This window comes from Streptomyces luomodiensis, from assembly GCF_031679605.1.
GTDB lineage: Bacteria > Actinomycetota > Actinomycetes > Streptomycetales > Streptomycetaceae > Streptomyces > Streptomyces luomodiensis.
This window is the reverse complement of the sequence record NZ_CP117522.1, coordinates 5,273,592-5,291,896: the sequence shown is the minus strand read 5'-3', so window position 1 is coordinate 5,291,896 and position 18,305 is coordinate 5,273,592. Positions and strand designations below refer to the sequence as shown.

Below are 18,305 nucleotides of genomic sequence, written 5' to 3'. Positions count from 1 at the left end.
GTCGCACCGGCCGCCCACTCCGCAATGCCGGTGGGCCAGTTGCCGCACCTCGCCTGAGCGGCACACTAGTTGGGGGCCGGGCGCGCGTCAGCAGGATGCGGAAGCGCTCACCCGATGGAATGGCCTTGGGCGCGACCGGGAACTTCTCGGTGGCGCCGCCGGACCCCCTGTGAACAGCCGGAAACGGCCTCCGGGACGGTTTCCGGCACCGTGTGCGAGAGCCGGTGTGAGAGTGGTTACGAGACCGCTTCGGCCGCCGCCTTCGCGGCGATGTCGGAGCGGTGGTGGGAGCCCTCCAGCCCGATCCGGCCCACCGCGCGGTACGCCCGCTCGCGCGCCTTCGCCAGGTCGGCGCCGGTCGCGGTGACGGAGAGCACCCGGCCGCCCGCGCTCACCACCTCACCGGACGCGCCGTCCCGCTTGGTGCCCGCGTGCAGGACGTACGCCTTGGGGCCGTCCTGCTCGGCCACCTCGGCCAGTCCGGTGATCGGGTCGCCGGTGCGCGGGGTGCCCGGGTAGTTGTGCGAGGCGACGACCACGGTCACGGCGGCCCCGTCGCTCCAGCGCAGCGGCGGCTCGCCGTCCAGGCGGCCGGTGGCGGCGGCGAGCAGCACCCCGGCCAGCGGGGTCTTCAGCCGGGCCAGGACCACCTGGGTCTCGGGGTCGCCGAACCGGGCGTTGAACTCGATCACGCGGACCCCGCGCGAGGTGATCGCCAGGCCCGCGTACAGCAGCCCGGAGAAGGGCGTGCCGCGGCGGCGCAGCTCGTCGACGGTGGGCTGGCAGATCGTGGCCACGACCTCGTCCACCAACTTGGGGTCGGCCCAGGGCAGCGGGGAGTAGGCGCCCATGCCGCCCGTGTTCGGGCCCGCGTCGCCGTCGTAGGCGCGCTTGAAGTCCTGGGCGGGCTGGAGCGGGACCACGGTCTCGCCATCGGTGATCGCGAAGAGGGAGACCTCCGGGCCGTCCAGGAACTCCTCGATCACCACCCGGCCGCAGGCCAGCGCGTGCGCGCGGGCGGCCTCGACGTCCTCGGTCACCACGACGCCCTTGCCCGCGGCCAGACCGTCGTCCTTCACGACATAGGGCGCGCCGAACGCGTCCAGCGCCTCGTCGATCTCGGCGGGCGTGGTGCACACGTAGGCGCGGGCGGTGGGCACGCCCGCCGCGGCCATCACGTCCTTGGCGAACGCCTTGGAGCCCTCCAGCTGCGCCGCCTGCGCGGACGGTCCGAAGGCCGGGATGCCGCGCTCGCGCACGGCGTCGGCCACGCCCGCCACGAGGGGGGCCTCCGGCCCCACGACCACCAGGCCCACCTCCAGGGAGGCGGCGAGATCGGCGACGGCGGCGCCGTCCAGCGCGTCGACCGCGTGCAGCTCGGCCACCTCGGCGATGCCGGCGTTGCCGGGGGCACAGTGCAGTGCGGTGACGTCGGGGTCGAGGGAGAGAGCGCGGCACAGGGCGTGTTCGCGGGCACCGCTGCCGATGACGAGGACCTTCACGGTATGCACCCTACGGCCTCGGCCGGACGCCCCCCGTCGGCGGGGCGTCGAGGACGTCTCCGGTCGCCGGGGAACCGGCCCCCTCGGGTGGGGCGAGCGGGTCCGGACCGAACTGTGCGTGAAGGACGACCAAGGACGACCAAGGAGAGGGGGCGAGGGGGCACTCTTTCGGGTGAGGGGTGGGCGGTCCTATACCCGATGGGGCAGCTCTTACGAGCGGACATTCCGGGCTCGGGTCCACGTGGCCAGCCGTTCGGCGGTAGGAATGGTGGTTCGCGCATCAGCCGCGCGCCAGGAGAAACGCCGCCGCAGAGGGAGTTGCACGGTGAGTCAGCCGGAGATGCAGCCCGAGGGGCTCCCTCGGCAGGAGGGTGCGAGGAAGCAGGGTGACCTGCTCGGCCGGCCCTTCCCGCACGGCGACTGGGGCGAGCCCGCGGAGCGGCTCGACGAGTTGTACCGGTGGGTCGAGGAGGGCGCGCTGGAGGTCGCCCGGTGGTACCTCGCCGACCGGGTATGGAAGCGGCGGACCGCCCGGGTGCTGCGGGTGGGGGCCACGGTGGCGGCCGTCGTGGGGGGCGTGCTGCCGCTGCTGGATCTGATCGGGGCGCTGGACGGCGGCGCCGGCTGGGGCGCGCTGGCGCTGCTGCTGGCGGTCGCCTGCGTCGGCGGCGACCGGTTCTTCGGGCTGACGTCCGGCTGGATGCGGGACATGGCCACGGCGCAGGCGGTGCAGCGGCGGCTGGAGGCGCTCCAGTTCGACTGGGCCTCGGAGAGCGTCCGGGAGGTGCTGGGCCCGACCGAGGGCACCGCGAGCGAGGCCGTGGAGCGGTGTCTGTCGGTGCTGCGCCGGTTCTGCGAGGACGTGTCGGAGCTGGTGCGGGCCGAGACGGCGGGCTGGATGGTGGATTTCGGCTCGGGTTCGGCGCCGCTGTTCACCCAGTCGCTGATGGCCCAGGGCACCCGCCCGGACAGCGGGAGCCCCACGAGCCGCTTTCCGCTGCCGCCTGGCCCCACCCGGCCCAATATGCCGCGGCAGCGTCCTCCCGAGCCGCCTCGCTGACTCGTTCTGCCTGTCGGAGACGGTCGCCTAGCTGAAGACGATCATCGAGCCCTGGCCCAGACTGCGCGTCGCCGCCGCGTGCAGCCCCAGCCACACATGCCGTTCCCGCGCGAAGGGGCTGTCCTCGTACGGGACCGACGCGGCCGGCTCCTCAAGGCTCGTCGGGCGGGGCGGGGGCGCGGGGGCGGCCGGTGGGTTGGACGGGTCGATGCCGAGCGCCGGGGCGACCGCCTCCAGTTCGCGCAGCAGTCCGTGGCTGGAGCCCAACGGGCCGCCGCCCTCGAGGAGTTCGTCGTTGGACAGCGGACCGGGGAAGTCGACGGGGACATACGCGCCCGCGTGGTCGTAGTGCCACACCAGATGCGACTGCTGGGCCGTGGACTCGAACATCTCCAGCAACTGCTCGTAGTCGCCGCCGAGTTCGTCCACCGGTGTCACCGCGAGTCCGCACAGCTGGAGCAGATAGGCGCGGCGGAGAAAGTGCAGCGCGTCGTAGTCGAAACCGGCCACCGGGGCAACATCCCCGGATAGTCCCGGCATATAACTGAAAACGGGTACGGGCGGCAGACCGGCCTCACCGAGCGCCTTGTCGTACGCGGCGATCTCTTCGGCGAAGGGGTTGTCGGGGCTGTGGCACAGCACATCGACGAGGGGGACCAGCCAGAGGTCACATGCCACGCGATCTCACTCTCGTATCCGTACGGTCGATGGTCGGCCCAGCGTAATGCCCCGCGTACGCGGCGCGAAGAGTGCTGGACGCGGACAGGGGAGATCCGGGGGGAGGTCAGGGGGACCTTACGGGACCTCACTGGACCTCACGGGGAGTCGGCCCCTGGTCCGGCTCCCGGCTCGGTCCGCGAGCGTGTCTCCTCATCCGCCACCAACTGCTCGATCAGCGCACGGAAATGCGCGTTGTACGCCGATATCAGCCGCTCGGAATCCTCGGGATCCCCGCGGGTGACCGCCTCCATCAACTCGCGGTGGCCCGCCCACAGCATGCCGCGCAGATCGGGTACGCGGCGCAGATACGGCACCGTGAAGACCCAGGTCTGCACGCGCAGCCGCTGGAGGAAGTCCAACACGTACGGATTGCCGACCAGACCGCAGATCTCCCGCCAGAAGCGCAGGTCGTAGCCGATGAGAACGTCCAGGTCACCGGAGCGGGCGGCTCGCTCCGCCTCCTGCGCCCGTCGCCGCACCGAGGCCAGCGCCTGCGGGGTCATGGCGCGCAGCGTCTGGTCGACGTAGTGCCGGAAGACCCCCTCGACCACCATCGTGCGGGCGTCGACCATGTACCGGAAGTCCTCGATGGTGAACTCGTGGACCCTGAAGCCGCGATGCTCCTCGACATCGAGCAGCCCCTGGGAGCACAGGTCCAGCAGCGCCTCCCGGACCGGGGTCGCGGAGACGCCGTACTGCTCGGCGATCTCCTTGACGGTGAACTGGCGCCCCGCAGGGAGCCTGCCCGCGAGCACCTCGTCGCAGAGCGCGTCGGCGATCTGCTGCCGCAGGGTGTTCCGCTTGACCGGGCTGGCGCCGGGCACGGGCATCGAGGACCGTCTCCTTCCACGGCCGTCGGTGTATGAATGCGAACGGCCTTCGCATCACGATATGCGAGGGTCGTGCGCGAAACACGCAGAGTACGGCGGTGGTCTACGCCGGGCACACACCAGGCGGCGGTCGGGCACCGACTGGACGGCAAACGGGCAACGGCCGGAAGACGGACCGCACCGGAGCGGCCCACCCGGGGTCCGGGGCGGCTGCGCCGCATCCGCGTCGGCCGCGACACAGGACGGATACGGAACCGATAACGGATCGTCCGCGTCGTCCACTTCGCTCTCAGCCGCCCTTATTCTCTCCAGGGGGCTGATCAGGGGGATTCAGGGGAAGGGACGATCGACGCATGCAAGAACTGGGGGCGGAGGACCCTCGCTGGATCGGTGACTACCGGCTGCTGCGGCGCCTTGGCGCAGGTGGTATGGGCCGGGTGTTCCTGGCCCATTCGTCACGCGGCCGCACGGTGGCGGTGAAGCTCGTCCAGACCGAACTCGCCCAACAGGCCGAGTTCCGGCGGCGGTTCAAACAGGAAGTGCGGGCCGCGCAGCGGGTCGGGGGCACCTGGACCGCGCCGGTGCTGGACGCCGACACCGAGGCCGCCACCCCGTGGGTCGCCACCGGCTATATCGCCGGGCCCTCGCTGCACGCGGTCGTCTCCGAGTCCGGTCCGCTCCCCGAGCGGACCGTCCGCATCCTGGGCCACGGCCTCACCCAGGCCCTCCACGACATCCACGACGCCGGTCTGGTCCACCGAGACCTCAAACCCTCCAACGTCCTGGTCACCATCGACGGTCCGCGCGTCATCGACTTCGGCATCGCGCGGGCGCTGGAGACCGTCACCGACGGCATCCTCACGCGCAGCGGCGCCGTCGTCGGATCGCCCGGGTTCATGTCGCCCGAGCAGGTGCGCGGCGAGCGGGTCACCCCGGCCAGCGACGTCTTCTGCCTCGGCTCGGTGCTCGCCTACGCGGCGACCGGACGGCAGCCCTTCGGCACGGCCGACAGCGGTGTGCACGCGGTGATGTACCGCATCGCGCAGGAGGAGCCGGACCTGGAGGGGCTCCCGGAGGGGCTGCACGCGCTCGTCACCGACTGCCTGAAGAAGTCCCCGGACGACCGGCCCTCGCTGGAGGCGCTGCTGGAACGCACGGCCGGCCCGGACGACGACGCCGAGCCGTGGCTGCCCGGCGGGCTCGTCGCCCAGCTCGGACGGCATGCAGTGCAACTCCTCGAGGTGGAGACGCCCGCCGGGCCGGGGATGCCCGCGCGGCCGGCCGTACCGCCCGCGGCCGGTGCGGCGGGCCCCGCCGTACCGCCGCCGCCCGCCGCGCCGCCGTCGGCCACGTCGTACCCCTTGGCCCCGGCGGAACCCCCCACGCCGCCACCGCCCACCGCACCGCCCCTCCCCTCGGCCGCGCCCCTTCCCCCGGCGCCGTCCGCCCCGCCGTCGGCGGGGCCGGGGCCGGCCGGTGCGCGGCAGCCCGGCGGCCAGGCCGCCGCGAGCCAGGCGGGCGCGGGAGCCGCCGGGCCCGCGGCACCCGGCGGACCACACGCCAGTACGCCACCGTCCAACCCCGGGCAGGCCGCCGGACCACAGGCCGGTCCGGGCCAGGGCGCACCGGGACCCGGCACCCCGTACGCCGCCGCACCCGCGACGCCCGCCGGGCCGTCCGCCACGCCGCGGGCAGCCGCAGGCCAGGGCGCGGCGAGCCACGGCAACGCCGGTGCGCCGTCGCCCGACCCGCGACAGGCCGCCGGGCAGGCGGGCCCGGACCACGGCGCCCCGGGCCGGTCCGGGGCGCCGTCCGCCACGCCGCGGGCCGGTGGGGAGCCGGACGCCGCACCTCAAGCGGACCCCTCGGGCCCAGGCGCGAACCAGGCGACTCCGGGTCACCCCGCCGCCGCACCGGTGGCGGGCGCCGCGCACGCCGGGGCGGCCCCCGGGGCGGCCGCCGCGCCACCCGGCTCGCCCGGCGGGGCCGGGCCGGACCGGGGCGCACCGGGGCACGGCGCACCGTACGCGGCCGCACCCGCGACGCCCGGCGGACCGTCCGGCGCGGACGCGGCGGCGCCCGGCCAGCCCGGCTCCGGCAACCAGCCCGGCTCCGGCCACCCCTACGCCGCCGAGCAGGCCGGGGCGCCGTCATCCGGCTCAGGGCATGGCGCCGCCGGGCACTCCGCACCGCCTCAGGCCGGGGCGGCCGCCGGAGCTTCCCAGCAGCCCGGCCCCGCCGGCCCCTACGCCGGGGCGGCCCCCGGTGCGCAGGCCCCCGGAGCGCAGGCGCCCGGGGCGTACGGCTACCCGCCGAACGCCGCGCCGCCGCAGGCCGTCGCGGCGGACGGCGGCGGTGCCCAGACGCCGCACACCTTCGGGCCGCCCGCCGTCACCTCGTTCGGAACCGCCCAGGACCAGGCCGCCGCGACACCCTCCGCCGGCTTCGGCGGACCAGGCGGACCGGGCGCGCCGGGCGGACCTGGCGGACCCGGGGGAGCCGCCCCGCAGCAGCCCAAGCGGCGGCGCCGTAAGACGCTCATCGTCGTCTCGGCGGCCGTCGCCACGCTGCTCATCGCGGGCGTCGCCGCCCTCGTCGTGGTCAAGGGGAACGACGACGAGGGCGACCAGGCCAAGCCCGACTACGACACGATGACCCACACCCCGCCCGGCACCGCGGACCCGTCCGGCTCCCAGACCCCCTCCGGTGGTCCCTCGCCCGGTCCGTCCGGGACCAAGCTGGAGACGACCGGCGATGTGCCCACCGAGTATCTGGGCGCCTGGGAGGGCGAGATCAAGGAGGACGGCGAGCCCACCGGCAAGATCCGCCGGGTCGTCCTCTCCCAGGGCCCGGTCGGCTCGTTCGTCGCCGAGACCCTGACCTCCGACTCGGACTCGTTCTGCCAGGACTCCGCCAAGCTCAAGTCGGCGGACAACCTGCTCCTCATCGAGGACGAGGACGTCACCACCAGCATTCCCGAGGACAGTTGCAGCGTCGTCGGCGAGCAGACCCTGCGGATAGGCGACGACGGCACCCTCGCGTGGAGCGTCCCGAACGGCTCCTCCGAGGCGACGCTGCGCCCCTCGAAGAGCGGGGGCAAGCCGATCCCCGACACCTACGTGGGCACCTGGCTGGCCAAGGACGCGTTCGGGAAGCCCGACGCCACCTTGAAGATCACCGTCAAACAGGGCGCGGTCGGCACCGTGGTGGCCCAGGACGTCGCGGACAGCAAGAAGTACCACTGCGAGGGTGACCGGGTGCTGGTCTCGGTGGAGAAGGGGCTCGTCCTCAGCCCCTCGAAATTCACTGGGGGCACCCCCAAAGATCTGTGCGGTCCCGGCACGTCACTGACCTTCACGTCTTCCGGACATGACAAGCTGCGTGTGGAATATGACGATCCGGACGACTACAGCGATGAGACGATGACACAGACGTTCACCCGCCTCGACTGATCGGCCGATCGGCAAGGGACTATCGGCACAGGGACAGGAGCCACACCGCGATGGAGAACCTCGGGGCCCAGGACCCGCGGTGGATCGGCGAGTACCGGCTGCTCGGCAAGCTCGGCGAGGGCGGAATGGGCCGGGTCTATCTCGCCCGCTCCGCCCGCGGCCGCACCGTCGCAGTGAAGCTCGTACAAGCCGAACTCGCACGCCAGGCCGACTTCCGCGGCCGCTTCAAGCGGGAAGTGGAAGCGGCGAGACGAGTCGGCGGCCAGTGGACCGCGCCCGTGCTCGACGCCGACACCGACGCCGAGGTGCCCTGGGTGGCCACCGGCTACATCGGCGGCCCGTCCCTGCACAGCGTCGTCGCCGAGGACTTCGGGGCGCTGCCGGAGCACTCGCTGCGCATCCTGGCGAACGGACTGTCCCTCGCGCTGCGCGACATCCACAACGCCGGGCTGGTCCACCGCGACCTCAAGCCGTCCAACATCCTCATCACCATCGACGGCCCCCGCGTCATCGACTTCGGCATCGCGCGCGCCCTGGACGCCGTGGGCACCACCACGGGCGGCAATCTGACGATGACCGGGGCGGTGGTCGGCTCGCCCGGGTTCATGTCGCCCGAGCAGGTGCGCGGTGAGCCGGTCACCGCCGCGAGCGATGTCTTCTGCCTCGGCTCGGTGCTGGCCTTCGCCGCCACCGGACGTCAGCCGTTCGGCAACCTGGACAGCGGTATCCACGCGCTGATGTACCGAATAGCCCAGGAGGAGCCCGATCTGACGGGGCTCCCCGAGGGGGCGCGCGGGCTGGTCACCGCGTGCCTGCAGAAGGACCCGGCCAAGCGGCCCTCGGTGGACGACCTGGTCGCCGCCACCCAGCCGGTGGCCGATGACGGCGAGCCCTGGCTGCCGGGCGGACTGCTCGCCCGGCTGGGGCGGGACGCGCTCCAGCTGCTGGAGGTGGAGGCGGAGAACGCGCAGCCCAACGCCACGGCGCCGGTGCAGGGCCCCTCGCCGTACGCCCACCCGCAGCTCGGCCCGCACACACCGCCCGGCCCGTCCGCGTACGCCACACCGTCCGCGTACGCGACGCCCCAGGCGCCCGGGTACCCGATGAGCGGCTCCGCGGGGCCCGTACCGCAGCCGAGCCAGCCCTGGCAGGGCGGCTATCAGACGCCGGTCGGCTACCCGTCCTCGGGCGCGCGGCTGAGGCCGATCCGCGGTCTGGCCAACGCCTTGCTGAGCATGTTCGGCATCTGGCTGGCGCTGACCCTGGTCGACATGTCGTTGAACTTCGCGCTGCTGGACGCGTACTTCGGCCACGACGCCGGCGCGATCGGCTCCGAGGCGGTCGCCAACCGTAAGGACGCGGTCGACGCGATGGGCACCGGCATCCGCCTCAGCGTGGTGGTGGTCATGGTGCTGTGGCTGATCTGGTTCCGCGTCGCGTACATCAACGCCACGGTGCTCAACGTCGGCCGGCTGCGGTTCGGCAGCGGCTACGCCGTGGGCGCCTGGTTCATCCCGATCGCCCAGCTGTGGCTGCCCAAGCAGATCGCCAATGACATCTGGACCGCCAGCACTCCCCCCGGCACCGGGCGCCGCGGACGCGCCGTGCTGCACTGGTGGTGGACGTTCTTCGTGCTGATGTTCCTCCTCACCCCGGTGACCGGGAGCGGTGACCTCGTCGGCGAGGGTCTCAACGACAAGCGGCCCGCCGCCATCCTCGACATCATCGACGACGGCATCGGCATCCTCGCGGGGCTGCTGGCCTTCTTCGTGGTACGGCGGATCACCAAGATGCAGGAGCGGCGGGCCGCCCAGCCCGTCGGCCTGCCGCAGCAGCCCGCCGGGGTGTTCGGCCCGCCCGCGGCGCACTGACGCCGGCGCGCGGGCCGCGTCCCCACCGGGGCCTCACCGGGACCGGCACCGGTACCCCACCGGGGTCTCAGAGGAACGAGTTGATCTGGATGGTCTCGTCGCGGCCCGGCCCGACGCCGATCGCCGAGATCGGGGCGCCCGACATCTCCTCCAGCGCCTGGACGTACTTCTGCGCGTTCTTCGGCAGCTCGTCGAAGGTCTTGGCCTGGGTGATGTCCTCCGACCAGCCCGGCAGCGTCTCGTAGATCGGCTTGGCGTGGTGGAAGTCCGTCTGGCTGTACGGCAGCTCCTCGACCCGCTTGCCGTCGATCTCGTACGCGACGCAGACCGGGATCCGCTCCCAGCCGGTGAGCACGTCGAGCTTGGTGAGGAAGAAGTCGGTCAGGCCGTTGACCCGGGTCGCGTAGCGCGCGATGACCGCGTCGAACCAGCCGCAGCGCCGGTCGCGCCCGGTGGTCACGCCCCGCTCGCCGCCGATCGTGCGCAGCTTCTCGCCGTCCTCGTCGTGCAGCTCCGTGGGGAACGGGCCCGCGCCGACGCGGGTGGTGTACGCCTTCAGGATGCCGATCACGCGGTTGATCTTGGTCGGGCCCACTCCGGTGCCGGTGCAGGCGCCGCCCGCGGTCGGGTTGGAGGAGGTGACGAAGGGGTACGTGCCGTGGTCGACGTCGAGCAGCGTGCCCTGACCGCCCTCGAAGAGGACGACCTGGCCCTGGTCGATGGCGTTGTTGAGCACCAGGGTGGTGTCGGTGACATAGCCGCTGAGCTGGTCCGCGTAGCCCAGCAGCTCCTCGACGACCTGCTCGGCCGCGATGGCGCGGCGGTTGTAGAGCTTGGCGAGCACCTGGTTCTTGGAGTCCAGGGCCGCCTCGACCTTCTGCCGCAGGATCGACTCGTCGAAGAGGTCCTGGACCCGGATGCCCACGCGGTTGATCTTGTCCGCGTAGGCCGGGCCGATGCCGCGGCCGGTGGTGCCGATCTTCCGCTTGCCGAGGAATCGTTCCGACACCTTGTCGAGGGTCGTGTGATACGGCGTGATCAGATGGGCGTTACCGCTGATCAGCAGCTTGGACGTGTCGACGCCGCGCTCGTTCAGTCCGCTCAGCTCGGAGAGCAGGACCGCCGGGTCCACGACGACGCCGTTGCCGATGACCGGGGTACACCCGGGCGAGAGGATTCCGGACGGGAGGAGGTGCAGCGCGTACTTCTGGTCGCCGACGACCACGGTGTGGCCCGCGTTGTTACCGCCCTGGTAACGCACTACATAGTCCACCGAGCCGCCGAGCAGATCGGTGGCCTTTCCCTTGCCCTCATCACCCCACTGAGCACCGAGCAGCACAAGTGCGGGCACAGGCGTACACCCCTTCCGGGCGGGGCATGTCCAACGTGCGTGGTGACGTACGCCACCACAAGAGCCGTCGAACCGGTGCCCCGGATAGACGAAGCCCCTGGCGCAACAGCGACAGGGGCTCTTGCACCGAGAGATTACCTGAGGAAGGACCGAGGTGTCGGCTCCAGATCCCCGGCCCCCCGCACCGGACACCGTCCGGGAGCGCCCGCTGCTCATCGTCATCGACCCCCATGCCCGGCGAACGGACGGGGAGTCGGTGCGGATCGCGAAAGATGTGCTGTGTGCGGGCGCGCCGGCGAAAATCTGCCTGCCGGACGGCCCTGAGGAAGTCGAGCGGGCACTGGCCCGCCGGGGCACCCGCCGCCCGGTGGTGGTGGGCGACGACCGCGCCCTGCTGCGGATCGTGGAACTGCTGCACCGGCGCCGGGAGCTCGCGGACGCGACGCTGTCGGTGGTCCCGGTCGGGGGCTCCGCGACGATCGCCCTGGCCCATTCGCTCGGGGTGCCGACGGACACGGTCACCGCGGCCCGTACGGTCCTCGACGGGGTCGCACGCCCGCGGGATCTGCTGGTGGACGAGAGCGGCGGGGTGGTCCTCGGCGGACTGCGCATCCCCTCCGGACTCACTCCTTACAGTGCGCACGGGACACCGGCCGACGGATGCGGCACGACGGCCGGACCGGCTGGACCGGATGGAACGGCCGGGCCGGGCGGACCAGGTGGAACGGGCGGAACGGGCGGGCACGGCCAGGACCCGCACGGCGGCGCGGCCAGGGGCCGGGACTGCCACTGCGACCCCTGCGCCCCCTGCGACCACGACCATGACCACGACGGCCGGCACGACCGCCACGACCACCCGGATCGCGACGGCAAGGACGGCGGGGGCCCGCCCGGCCACGCCCCGCGGGGCGGCGCTCCGGAGGGCGACGGCCACCGGCCGTGGTGGACCCCGGCGGCCCGTACCGCCCGCACCGCCTTGACGCTGCTCTCGCTCCCCATGATCGGGCTGGCCGGCGGCGCCCGGCGGCCGGCGCATCCGCCGCCGCAGCGGCTGCGGATCGAGGCGGACGGGGTGCTGCTGACCGATCTGGACCGGCCGGTGGAGCGGGTCTCGGTCTCGACGGCGGCACCGGGCGGCGGACTGGCCGAGGTCGTGGTCCATCCGCACGCCGCGGACGGTCCGCTGCGCACCCGGGCGCGGGCCGTCACCGTCTCCGGCCAGGACTTCCACTATCACGCGGACGCGCTGGTCCGGGGCCCGGTCCGCAGCCGCACCTGGACGGTCCTGGCCGAGGCGTGGAGCCTCATGCTGCCGCACGGACCTTGAGCGCCGCTCGGGCCGTCACGGGGCGAGACACGCACCGCCACCGAGCCGGGACCCGCGGCCCGCGTCCGGCCGAACGGACGGCACGACGGCACCGCGCCGCCACCAGGCGAGACACGTACCGCCACGCCGTCCGGCCGGACGGCACGACGAGACGGCCGCCGACCCCGGCGGCCCGGCACCACCACCACGCGGCCGGCCCGGCACCACCACACGTACGGCACGAACCGACGCCGAACCGAACAGCACCGCACGCCACCAGGCGAGACACGGACCACCGACGGGCCGGACGTGAGCGCGGTTCCGTCGGACGGCAGAAGCACACCGCCGCCGGGCCGAACCCGGTGCGGCACCGGGTCGGTCGGGCGGAGGCGGGCCGCGCCCTGGCCCGTTACCCCGCCTCGGCCGCGCGCCGCTCGGCCTGCTGGTGGCGCCAGCGCTCCAGCATCTTGGGCAGCTCCTGCTGGACGAACTCGAAGAAGTCGGCGGTCTCGGTGATCCGCCGCCCCGCCGGGGTGCCGGGGCCCAGCACCTTCGCGCCGTCCCGCATGGTGCTCTCCCAGCGGGAGATCATCTGGTCGCGGCGGGTCAGGGTCTCGTACCAGACCTCGTTGAAGAGCCGGTAGCGATCGCGGCGGGAGCCCGGTTCGCGCTCCCGCACCACCATCTCCACCTGGGACAGATAGCGGATCGCGCCCGAGACCGCGGCCGGGCTGATCCGCAGCCGCTCGGCCAGCTCGGCGGAGGAGAGGGCCCCGGAGTCGGAGACGAGAAGCGCCGCGAAGACCCGCGCCGCCATGCGCTGCATCCCGGACTCGGCCAGGTCGGCCGCGAACCGCTCGACGAACCTGGACACCGCCGCCTCGTCACGCTCACCACCGGGCGCGCTCTCCGGTTCGGTCGTCTCCCTCACCGCTTCATCATCTCCTCTCTTTGTCACATCATCATAAGTTTATATGGTTCCTTAACTTCACAATTTTCTGAAAGTAGCGTAGCTTCGGTATCATGAAAACGGCAATCTCCGTGTCCGGTCTGCATAAGTCCTTCGGCCGGACCCACGCGTTGGACGGCCTCGACCTCGAAGTCGAGGCAGGCGAGGTCCATGGCTTCCTCGGGCCCAACGGCGCTGGGAAGTCCACCACCATCCGGGTTCTCCTGGGCCTGCTGCGCGCCGACTCCGGAGCGGTGCAGATGCTCGGCAAGGACCCCTGGCACGACGCGGTCGACCTCCATCGCCACATCGCGTACGTCCCCGGAGACGTCACCCTGTGGCGCAACCTGAGTGGTGGGGAGGTCATCGATCTGTACGGGCGGCTGCGCGGGGGGCTGGACACCGCACGCCGTGCCGAGCTCCTGGAGCGGTTCGAGCTCGACCCCACCAAGAAGGGCCGCACCTACTCCAAGGGCAACCGCCAGAAGGTCGCCCTGGTCGCCGCGTTCGCCTCCGAAGTGGAGCTGCTGATCCTCGACGAGCCGACCTCCGGGCTGGACCCGCTCATGGAGGAGGTCTTCCGCGAGTGTGTCGCCGAGGAGCGCGACCGCGGTCGTACGGTGCTGCTCTCCAGCCACATCCTCAGCGAGGTCGAGGCGCTGTGCCGGCGGGTCAGCATCATCCGCAAAGGCAGGCGGGTGGAGTCCGGCACGCTCGCCGAGCTGCGCCACCTGACCCGTACGTCGGTGACCGCCGAGCTGGCCGGCGAGCCGAACGGCCTGTCCGGCCTCCCCGGTGTGCACAACGTGGACGTCCAGGGCCACCAGGTCAAGCTCCAGGTCGACTCCGACAAGATGGACGCCGTGCTGCGGCAGCTCACCCAGGTGGGGGTACGCAGCCTCATCTCCACGCCGCCCACCCTGGAGGAGCTCTTCCTCCGCCACTACCAGGACGACGTCACGCGCACGGAAGCCGAGGCGATCACCCGATGACCGCCGTAGCCGACACCCGGGTCTCCCCCCGCGCCCGCGGATCGGCCCACGACCTGGCCGGCACCGGCACCCTGCTGCGGCTCGCTCTGCGGCGCGACCGGATCATGATGCCGGTGTGGGTGCTGTGCCTGGGGCTGACGGCCAGCAGCACCGTCGGCCGTCTGAAGAGCGCGTACGAGACCCCTGAGCAGCGCGCCGACCTCGTCCGCGACATGAACGGGAACGGCTCGACGCGCGCCCTGTTCGGCGCCGCCTTCGACGATTCGCTCGGCGCGCTCACCGTCTGGCGCGTGGGCGCCTTCCTGGCCGTGTTCGCCGCGATCATGAGCCTGCTCATCGTGCTCCGGCACACCCGCGAGGAGGAGGAGACCGGCCGCCAGGAGGCGCTCTCCGCCGGCATGGTGGGCCGCCGCGCCGGTCTCACCTCGGCCCTGCTCACCGTGGCCATCGCCAACGGCGCGGTGACCCTGCTCATCGCGGGCAGCCTCGCGGGCCAGGGCGGCACCGGTGCGCTCGCCTTCGGCCTCGCCGTCGGCCTGTCCGGGATGGCGTTCGGCGGGCTGGCCGCCGTCGCGGCCCAGCTCACCGAGAACACCCGGCTGGCCCGGGGCCTGAGCTCCGCCCTGGTCGGCGTCGCCTTCGTGCTGCGCATGGCGGGTGACGCCGCCGAGGACGGCAGCGAGGGCTCCGGCCACGTCCTGGTCTGGCTCTCGCCCCTGGGCTGGGCCGAGTACGCCCGGCCGTACGCGGACGAGCGCTGGTGGCCGCTGCTGCTGGTCGCCGTCCTCGCCGCCGCCTCCATCTCCCTCGCGTACTCCCTGGCGGGCCGGCGCGACGTGGGCGCCAGCTTCTACGCCAGCCGTCCCGGCCCCGCGGCCGCCGGCCCGCTGCTGGCCGGCGTCTACGGTCTGGGCTGGCGGCTTCAGCGCGGTGCCCTGTTCGGCTGGGCCGCGGGCTTCGTCTTCGCGGGCGCCATTTTCGGCAGCATCTCCGACGGCGCCGACGACTTCCTCGGCGACAGCAACCAGACCCGCGACATCATCCAGCGGATGGGCGGCGCGCAGGGGCTCAACGACGCCTTCCTGGCCGCCATGGTCGGCGTCCTCGGCACCATCCTCACCGTCTACACCGCCAGCTCCGTGCTGCGGCTGCGCAGCGAGGAGACCGACCAGCGCGCCGAACCCCTGCTGTCCAACGCGGTCAGCCGGCTGCGCTGGGCCGGGAGCCATCTGGTCATCGCCTATCTCGGCCCGGTCGCCGTGCTCGCCATCGGCGGTCTGGCGCTGGGCCTGGGCTACGGCCTCGCCGCGGACGATCTGGCCGACCAGCTCCCCCGCACCCTGGGCGCCACCCTCGCCCAGCTCCCGGCGCTGTGGGTGGTCACCAGCCTGACGCTCTTCCTGGTGGGCGTGCTGCCGAAGTACGCGGCTGTGGCCTGGGGAGCGGTCGGCTGGGTGGTGGCCGTGGGCTGGATGGGCCCGGCGCTCGAGTTCTCCCAGCCCGTCATGGACACCTCGCCCTTCAGCCATCTGCCGAAACTGCCGGGCGACGACGTAACGGCCGCACCCTTCCTGTGGCTGCTGCTCCTCTCGGTCGTTCTGGCCGCCGGAGGACTGGTGGGTCTGCGCCGCCGTGACATCGGCGGCTGACCCCCGTCGGCTCACCACATCCCGGCACCCGCCCCCTGTTGTCCACAGGCTGTGGACAACAGGGGGCGCATTCGTCTCGCGGGTATCCGTCTCCGCAGGTTCCGTCTCCGTGGGTATCCGTCTCCGCTCAGAGCTCGACCATCAGCTCCCGCAGCCCTCGGATGACGAAGTTCGCCCGCTGCTCCGGCTCCCTGACCAGCCGCAACCCGGGCGCCTTGCGGAGCAGGGCACCGAAGGAGGCGATCAGCTCCAGACGGGCCAACGGGGCGCCGAGGCAGTAGTGGATACCGGCGCCGAAGCTGACATGGGGGTTGTCGGCGCGGGCGAGGTCGAGGGTGTCGGGGCGGTCGAAGCGGTCCGGATCGCGGTTAGCCGAGCCGAAGAGCAGGGCGACCTCGCTGCCGCGCGGAATGACCGTACCGCCGACCTCGATGTCCTCCAGCACCCAGCGCTCGAAGAGCTGGAGCGGGGTGTCGAACCGCAGGAGTTCGTCCACGGCGGTGGGCAGCAGCGCGTCGGGGTCGGCGCGGAGCAGGGCGAGCTGCTCGGGATGGCGGAAGAGCGCCCACCAGCCGTTGCCGGTGGTGTTGACGGTGGCCTCGTGGCCCGCGTTGAGCAACAGCACACAGGTGGAGATCATCTCCTGCTCGGTGAGCCGGTCGCCCTCGTCGTGGGCGGCGATGAGCGCGCTGATCAGATCGTCCCCCGGAGCCTTGCGGCGCGCGTCGATCAGCCCGCGCAGATAGGCGGAGAAGTCGAGGGACGCGCGCACCGCCCGACGGGCCGTCTCCTCGCTCGGATTGAGTTCGTACATCCCGCAGATATCCGCCGACCAGGGCCGCAGGGCGGAGCGGTCGGCCTGCGGAATGCCGAGCATCTCGGCGATCACGGCGACCGGCAGCGGTTCGGCGACCGTCGCGATGAGATCGCCGCCGCCCGAGGCGACGAGGGAGTCGACGAGCTCCTCCGCGAGCCGCTGGATCGTCGGCACCAGCGCCTCGACCGTCCGCGGGGTGAACGCCTTGGAGACCAGGCGGCGCAGCCGGGTGTGGTCCGGCGGTTCGAGATCGAGCATGCCGTGGTCGTTGAGCGTGTGGAACGGCTCGTGCTCGGGCGGCGGCGCGGTGCGGCCGAACTCCTCATGGCTGAACCGATGCAGATAGGTGCGGCCGAGCCTGCGGTCCCGCAGCAGGGCGCTGACGTCCGCGTGACGCGGGATCAGCCACTGGCGGGTGGGCTCGAACCAGTGCGCGCGGCCGCGCTCGCGCAGCGCGGCGTACGCCGGATACGGGTCCGCGACGAACGACGGCCGCCACGGGTCGAAGGCAGGGGCTTCCGCACTGCTCGCACTCGTGCTCATCCCCGGACGGTACCGCCGGGCCCGCTCGGCCTCCAGAGGTCACCAGGCGGACCTCGTCCGCGCACACCACCGCCTGGGTGCGGTCGCGCGGCCCTGCTTCGGCAGAATCCGGCTGACATGCGGCTTCGCCGTCGGCTCGGCGATGTCGGCGTTGGAGCAGCCCTGGGCGACCAGCATCTGCACATGGTTCTCCCGCTTCGGTCAGCCCGGCCAGCTCGGTCAGCCCGGCCACCCGCTGCCGCGTGGAGACGCGCAGGCAGCGAGCGCCCGGGCTGCTACGTGGCCAGCCGGGCGATCTCCTCGGCGGTGGTGTGTGCGGCGGGCGTGGTGGGGTCGATCGGCGGGAAGTGGCCGCCCTCGGTCGTGACGAGCCGCACCCGCTGCCCGGCGCGGGCCGCGGCCGCCGCGAAGGCGGCCGCGACCGCCGGCGGTACATCGATATCGGTGCCGCCCTGCACGATGGTGGTGGGGATCGCTGTGGGCAGCAGCGCGGCGGGGTCGGCGAGGGCCAGCCGGACCGCGAGTTCGCCACCGTCGCCGTCGCCGACGCCGTAACCGACGCCTTCGCCGAGGAGTTCGCCCACGGCGCCGGAGCAGACGTCCAGTGCGCGAGCCGTGGCGAGGTCCGCGATCGGGGCGAGGGCGACGACACCACGGAGCGGGGAGGGCGAGGGCAGATGCCAAGGAGTGCCGGACGGCAGCCGGTGCCGGGCCGCCGCCCACAACACGGCGTGCCCGCCCGCGGAGTGCCCGGTGAGCACAGTGCGGTCCGTATCGACCCCGGACAGCCCTAGCTCCCGGACGAGCCCCGGTACGAGATCCACGGCGGCGGCGATGTCGTCGAACGTCTCCGGCCACCGCCCTGCCCGCGGCGCCCCGCCGGGGCCGTCCCGCCCGGAGCGCGGGCCGGCGCCCGGCTCACCGCCCGGCACGTCGCGGTCCTCGGTCCCCGGGCCCCGTCCGTCGCGGGCGGCCGGGCCGGGCGGGGACGAGCCGGCCCCGCCCCGGCGGTACTCCACCGACGCCACCGCGAGACCCCGCCCCGCCAGGAACGCGGCGAAGGGAGACACATGGCGGCGATCGTAAGGTGCGCGCCAGGCGCCGCCGTGGAAGAGGAGGACCAGCGGGGCGGGACGGGACGCCTCGGGCGGAAGGTAGAAGTCCACCACCTGGTCCGGGTGTTCGCCGTACGCGGCGGTCCGGTCCGGGGCCACGGGCGCGAGCCCGAAGACCGACGCCTCCTCGGCCGCCTGCCCGCCCATC

Annotated in this window: 13 protein-coding genes and 1 pseudogene; 6 read left to right on the top strand and 8 right to left on the bottom strand. The window is 73.0% G+C overall.

The genetic code is table 11. The features are described from left to right. Positions 1-236: 236 nt before the first annotated feature. On the bottom strand, positions 237-1,502 hold the full coding sequence (gene purD, locus PS467_RS22265) for a phosphoribosylamine--glycine ligase (RefSeq protein ID WP_268973419.1): 1,266 nt from the start codon (positions 1,500-1,502) through the stop codon (positions 237-239). 325 nt (positions 1,503-1,827) lie between these two features. On the opposite strand from purD, the gene PS467_RS22260 reads away from it, so the two are divergent. Next, positions 1,828-2,562 carry an SLATT domain-containing protein gene (locus PS467_RS22260; protein WP_268973417.1) on the top strand — a complete coding sequence of 245 codons (735 nt, stop codon included), beginning with the start codon at positions 1,828-1,830 and terminating at the stop codon, positions 2,560-2,562. Between the two features lie 27 nt (positions 2,563-2,589). Here PS467_RS22260 and PS467_RS22255 read toward each other — a convergent pair whose 3' ends face one another. Next, entirely contained in the window at positions 2,590-3,240 is a 651-nt protein-coding gene (locus tag PS467_RS22255) for a putative DNA-mimic protein (RefSeq protein ID WP_311036744.1), read from the bottom strand. 137 nt (positions 3,241-3,377) lie between these two features. Continuing rightward, complete coding sequence (locus PS467_RS22250; RefSeq protein WP_311036743.1) at positions 3,378-4,112, bottom strand: GntR family transcriptional regulator; 735 nt, start codon at positions 4,110-4,112, stop codon at positions 3,378-3,380. Between the two features lie 353 nt (positions 4,113-4,465). Between PS467_RS22250 and PS467_RS22245 the strand changes: the two are divergent. Together PS467_RS22245 and PS467_RS22240 are read left to right on the top strand one after the other, a co-directional pair. Continuing rightward, a pseudogene (locus tag PS467_RS22245) lies at positions 4,466-5,830 on the top strand (serine/threonine-protein kinase); the annotation flags it as partial. 1,733 nt (positions 5,831-7,563) lie between these two features. Beyond that, positions 7,564-9,435, top strand: a complete 1,872-nt coding sequence (locus tag PS467_RS22240; RefSeq protein WP_349256487.1) for a protein kinase domain-containing protein — start codon at positions 7,564-7,566, stop codon at positions 9,433-9,435. A gap of 67 nt (positions 9,436-9,502) precedes the next feature. On the opposite strand, the gene PS467_RS22235 is transcribed toward PS467_RS22240, so the two are convergent. Next, positions 9,503-10,786 carry an adenylosuccinate synthase gene (locus tag PS467_RS22235; RefSeq protein ID WP_268973413.1) on the bottom strand — a complete coding sequence of 428 codons (1,284 nt, stop codon included), beginning with the start codon at positions 10,784-10,786 and terminating at the stop codon, positions 9,503-9,505. A 154-nt stretch (positions 10,787-10,940) separates the two neighbouring features. On the opposite strand from PS467_RS22235, the gene PS467_RS22230 reads away from it, so the two are divergent. Continuing rightward, positions 10,941-12,113, top strand: coding sequence for a hypothetical protein (locus PS467_RS22230; RefSeq protein ID WP_311036741.1), 1,173 nt, complete (start codon positions 10,941-10,943; stop codon positions 12,111-12,113). 388 nt (positions 12,114-12,501) lie between these two features. Here the strand turns inward: PS467_RS22230 and PS467_RS22225 are convergent, their stop codons facing one another. Then, positions 12,502-13,023 (bottom strand): GbsR/MarR family transcriptional regulator, encoded by a 522-nt coding sequence (locus PS467_RS22225; protein WP_268973412.1) that lies wholly within the window; start codon positions 13,021-13,023, stop codon positions 12,502-12,504. A 92-nt stretch (positions 13,024-13,115) separates the two neighbouring features. Here PS467_RS22225 and PS467_RS22220 point away from each other — a divergent pair, with 92 nt between their 5' ends. Together PS467_RS22220 and PS467_RS22215 are read left to right on the top strand one after the other, a co-directional pair. Further along, the gene (locus PS467_RS22220) at positions 13,116-14,033 is read left to right on the top strand and encodes an ABC transporter ATP-binding protein (RefSeq protein WP_268973411.1); all 918 of its coding nucleotides are present in this window, start codon (positions 13,116-13,118) and stop codon (positions 14,031-14,033) included. Beyond that, positions 14,030-15,682: an ABC transporter permease gene (locus tag PS467_RS22215; protein WP_311036740.1), complete on the top strand. Its 1,653-nt coding sequence runs from the start codon at positions 14,030-14,032 to the stop codon at positions 15,680-15,682. Before PS467_RS22220 ends, PS467_RS22215 begins: the two co-directional genes overlap by 4 nt. A gap of 127 nt (positions 15,683-15,809) precedes the next feature. Here PS467_RS22215 and PS467_RS22210 read toward each other — a convergent pair whose 3' ends face one another. From PS467_RS22210 to PS467_RS22200, 3 genes are all read right to left on the bottom strand, one after another. Then, entirely contained in the window at positions 15,810-17,042 is a 1,233-nt protein-coding gene (locus tag PS467_RS22210; protein ID WP_311036739.1) for a cytochrome P450, read from the bottom strand. 39 nt (positions 17,043-17,081) lie between these two features. Then, positions 17,082-17,219 (bottom strand): hypothetical protein, encoded by a 138-nt coding sequence (locus tag PS467_RS22205; RefSeq protein WP_432280619.1) that lies wholly within the window; start codon positions 17,217-17,219, stop codon positions 17,082-17,084. A 98-nt stretch (positions 17,220-17,317) separates the two neighbouring features. Further along, on the bottom strand, positions 17,318-18,304 hold the full coding sequence (locus PS467_RS22200; protein WP_311036738.1) for a prolyl oligopeptidase family serine peptidase: 987 nt from the start codon (positions 18,302-18,304) through the stop codon (positions 17,318-17,320). Position 18,305 lies beyond the last annotated feature (1 nt).

Excerpts from the sequence above, each read along its gene's own strand:
- PS467_RS22215 (WP_311036740.1), top strand. The coding sequence starts at position 14,030 with ATGACCGCCGTAGCCGACACCCGGGTCTCCCCCCGCGCCCGCGGATCG.
- PS467_RS22210 (WP_311036739.1), bottom strand. The coding sequence starts at position 17,042 with ATGAGCACGAGTGCGAGCAGTGCGGAAGCCCCTGCCTTCGACCCGTGG.
- PS467_RS22220 (WP_268973411.1), top strand. The coding sequence starts at position 13,116 with ATGAAAACGGCAATCTCCGTGTCCGGTCTGCATAAGTCCTTCGGCCGG.
- PS467_RS22200 (WP_311036738.1), bottom strand. The coding sequence starts at position 18,304 with ATGGGCGGGCAGGCGGCCGAGGAGGCGTCGGTCTTCGGGCTCGCGCCC.
- PS467_RS22205 (WP_432280619.1), bottom strand. The coding sequence starts at position 17,219 with ATGCTGGTCGCCCAGGGCTGCTCCAACGCCGACATCGCCGAGCCGACG.
- PS467_RS22250 (WP_311036743.1), bottom strand. The coding sequence starts at position 4,112 with ATGCCCGTGCCCGGCGCCAGCCCGGTCAAGCGGAACACCCTGCGGCAG.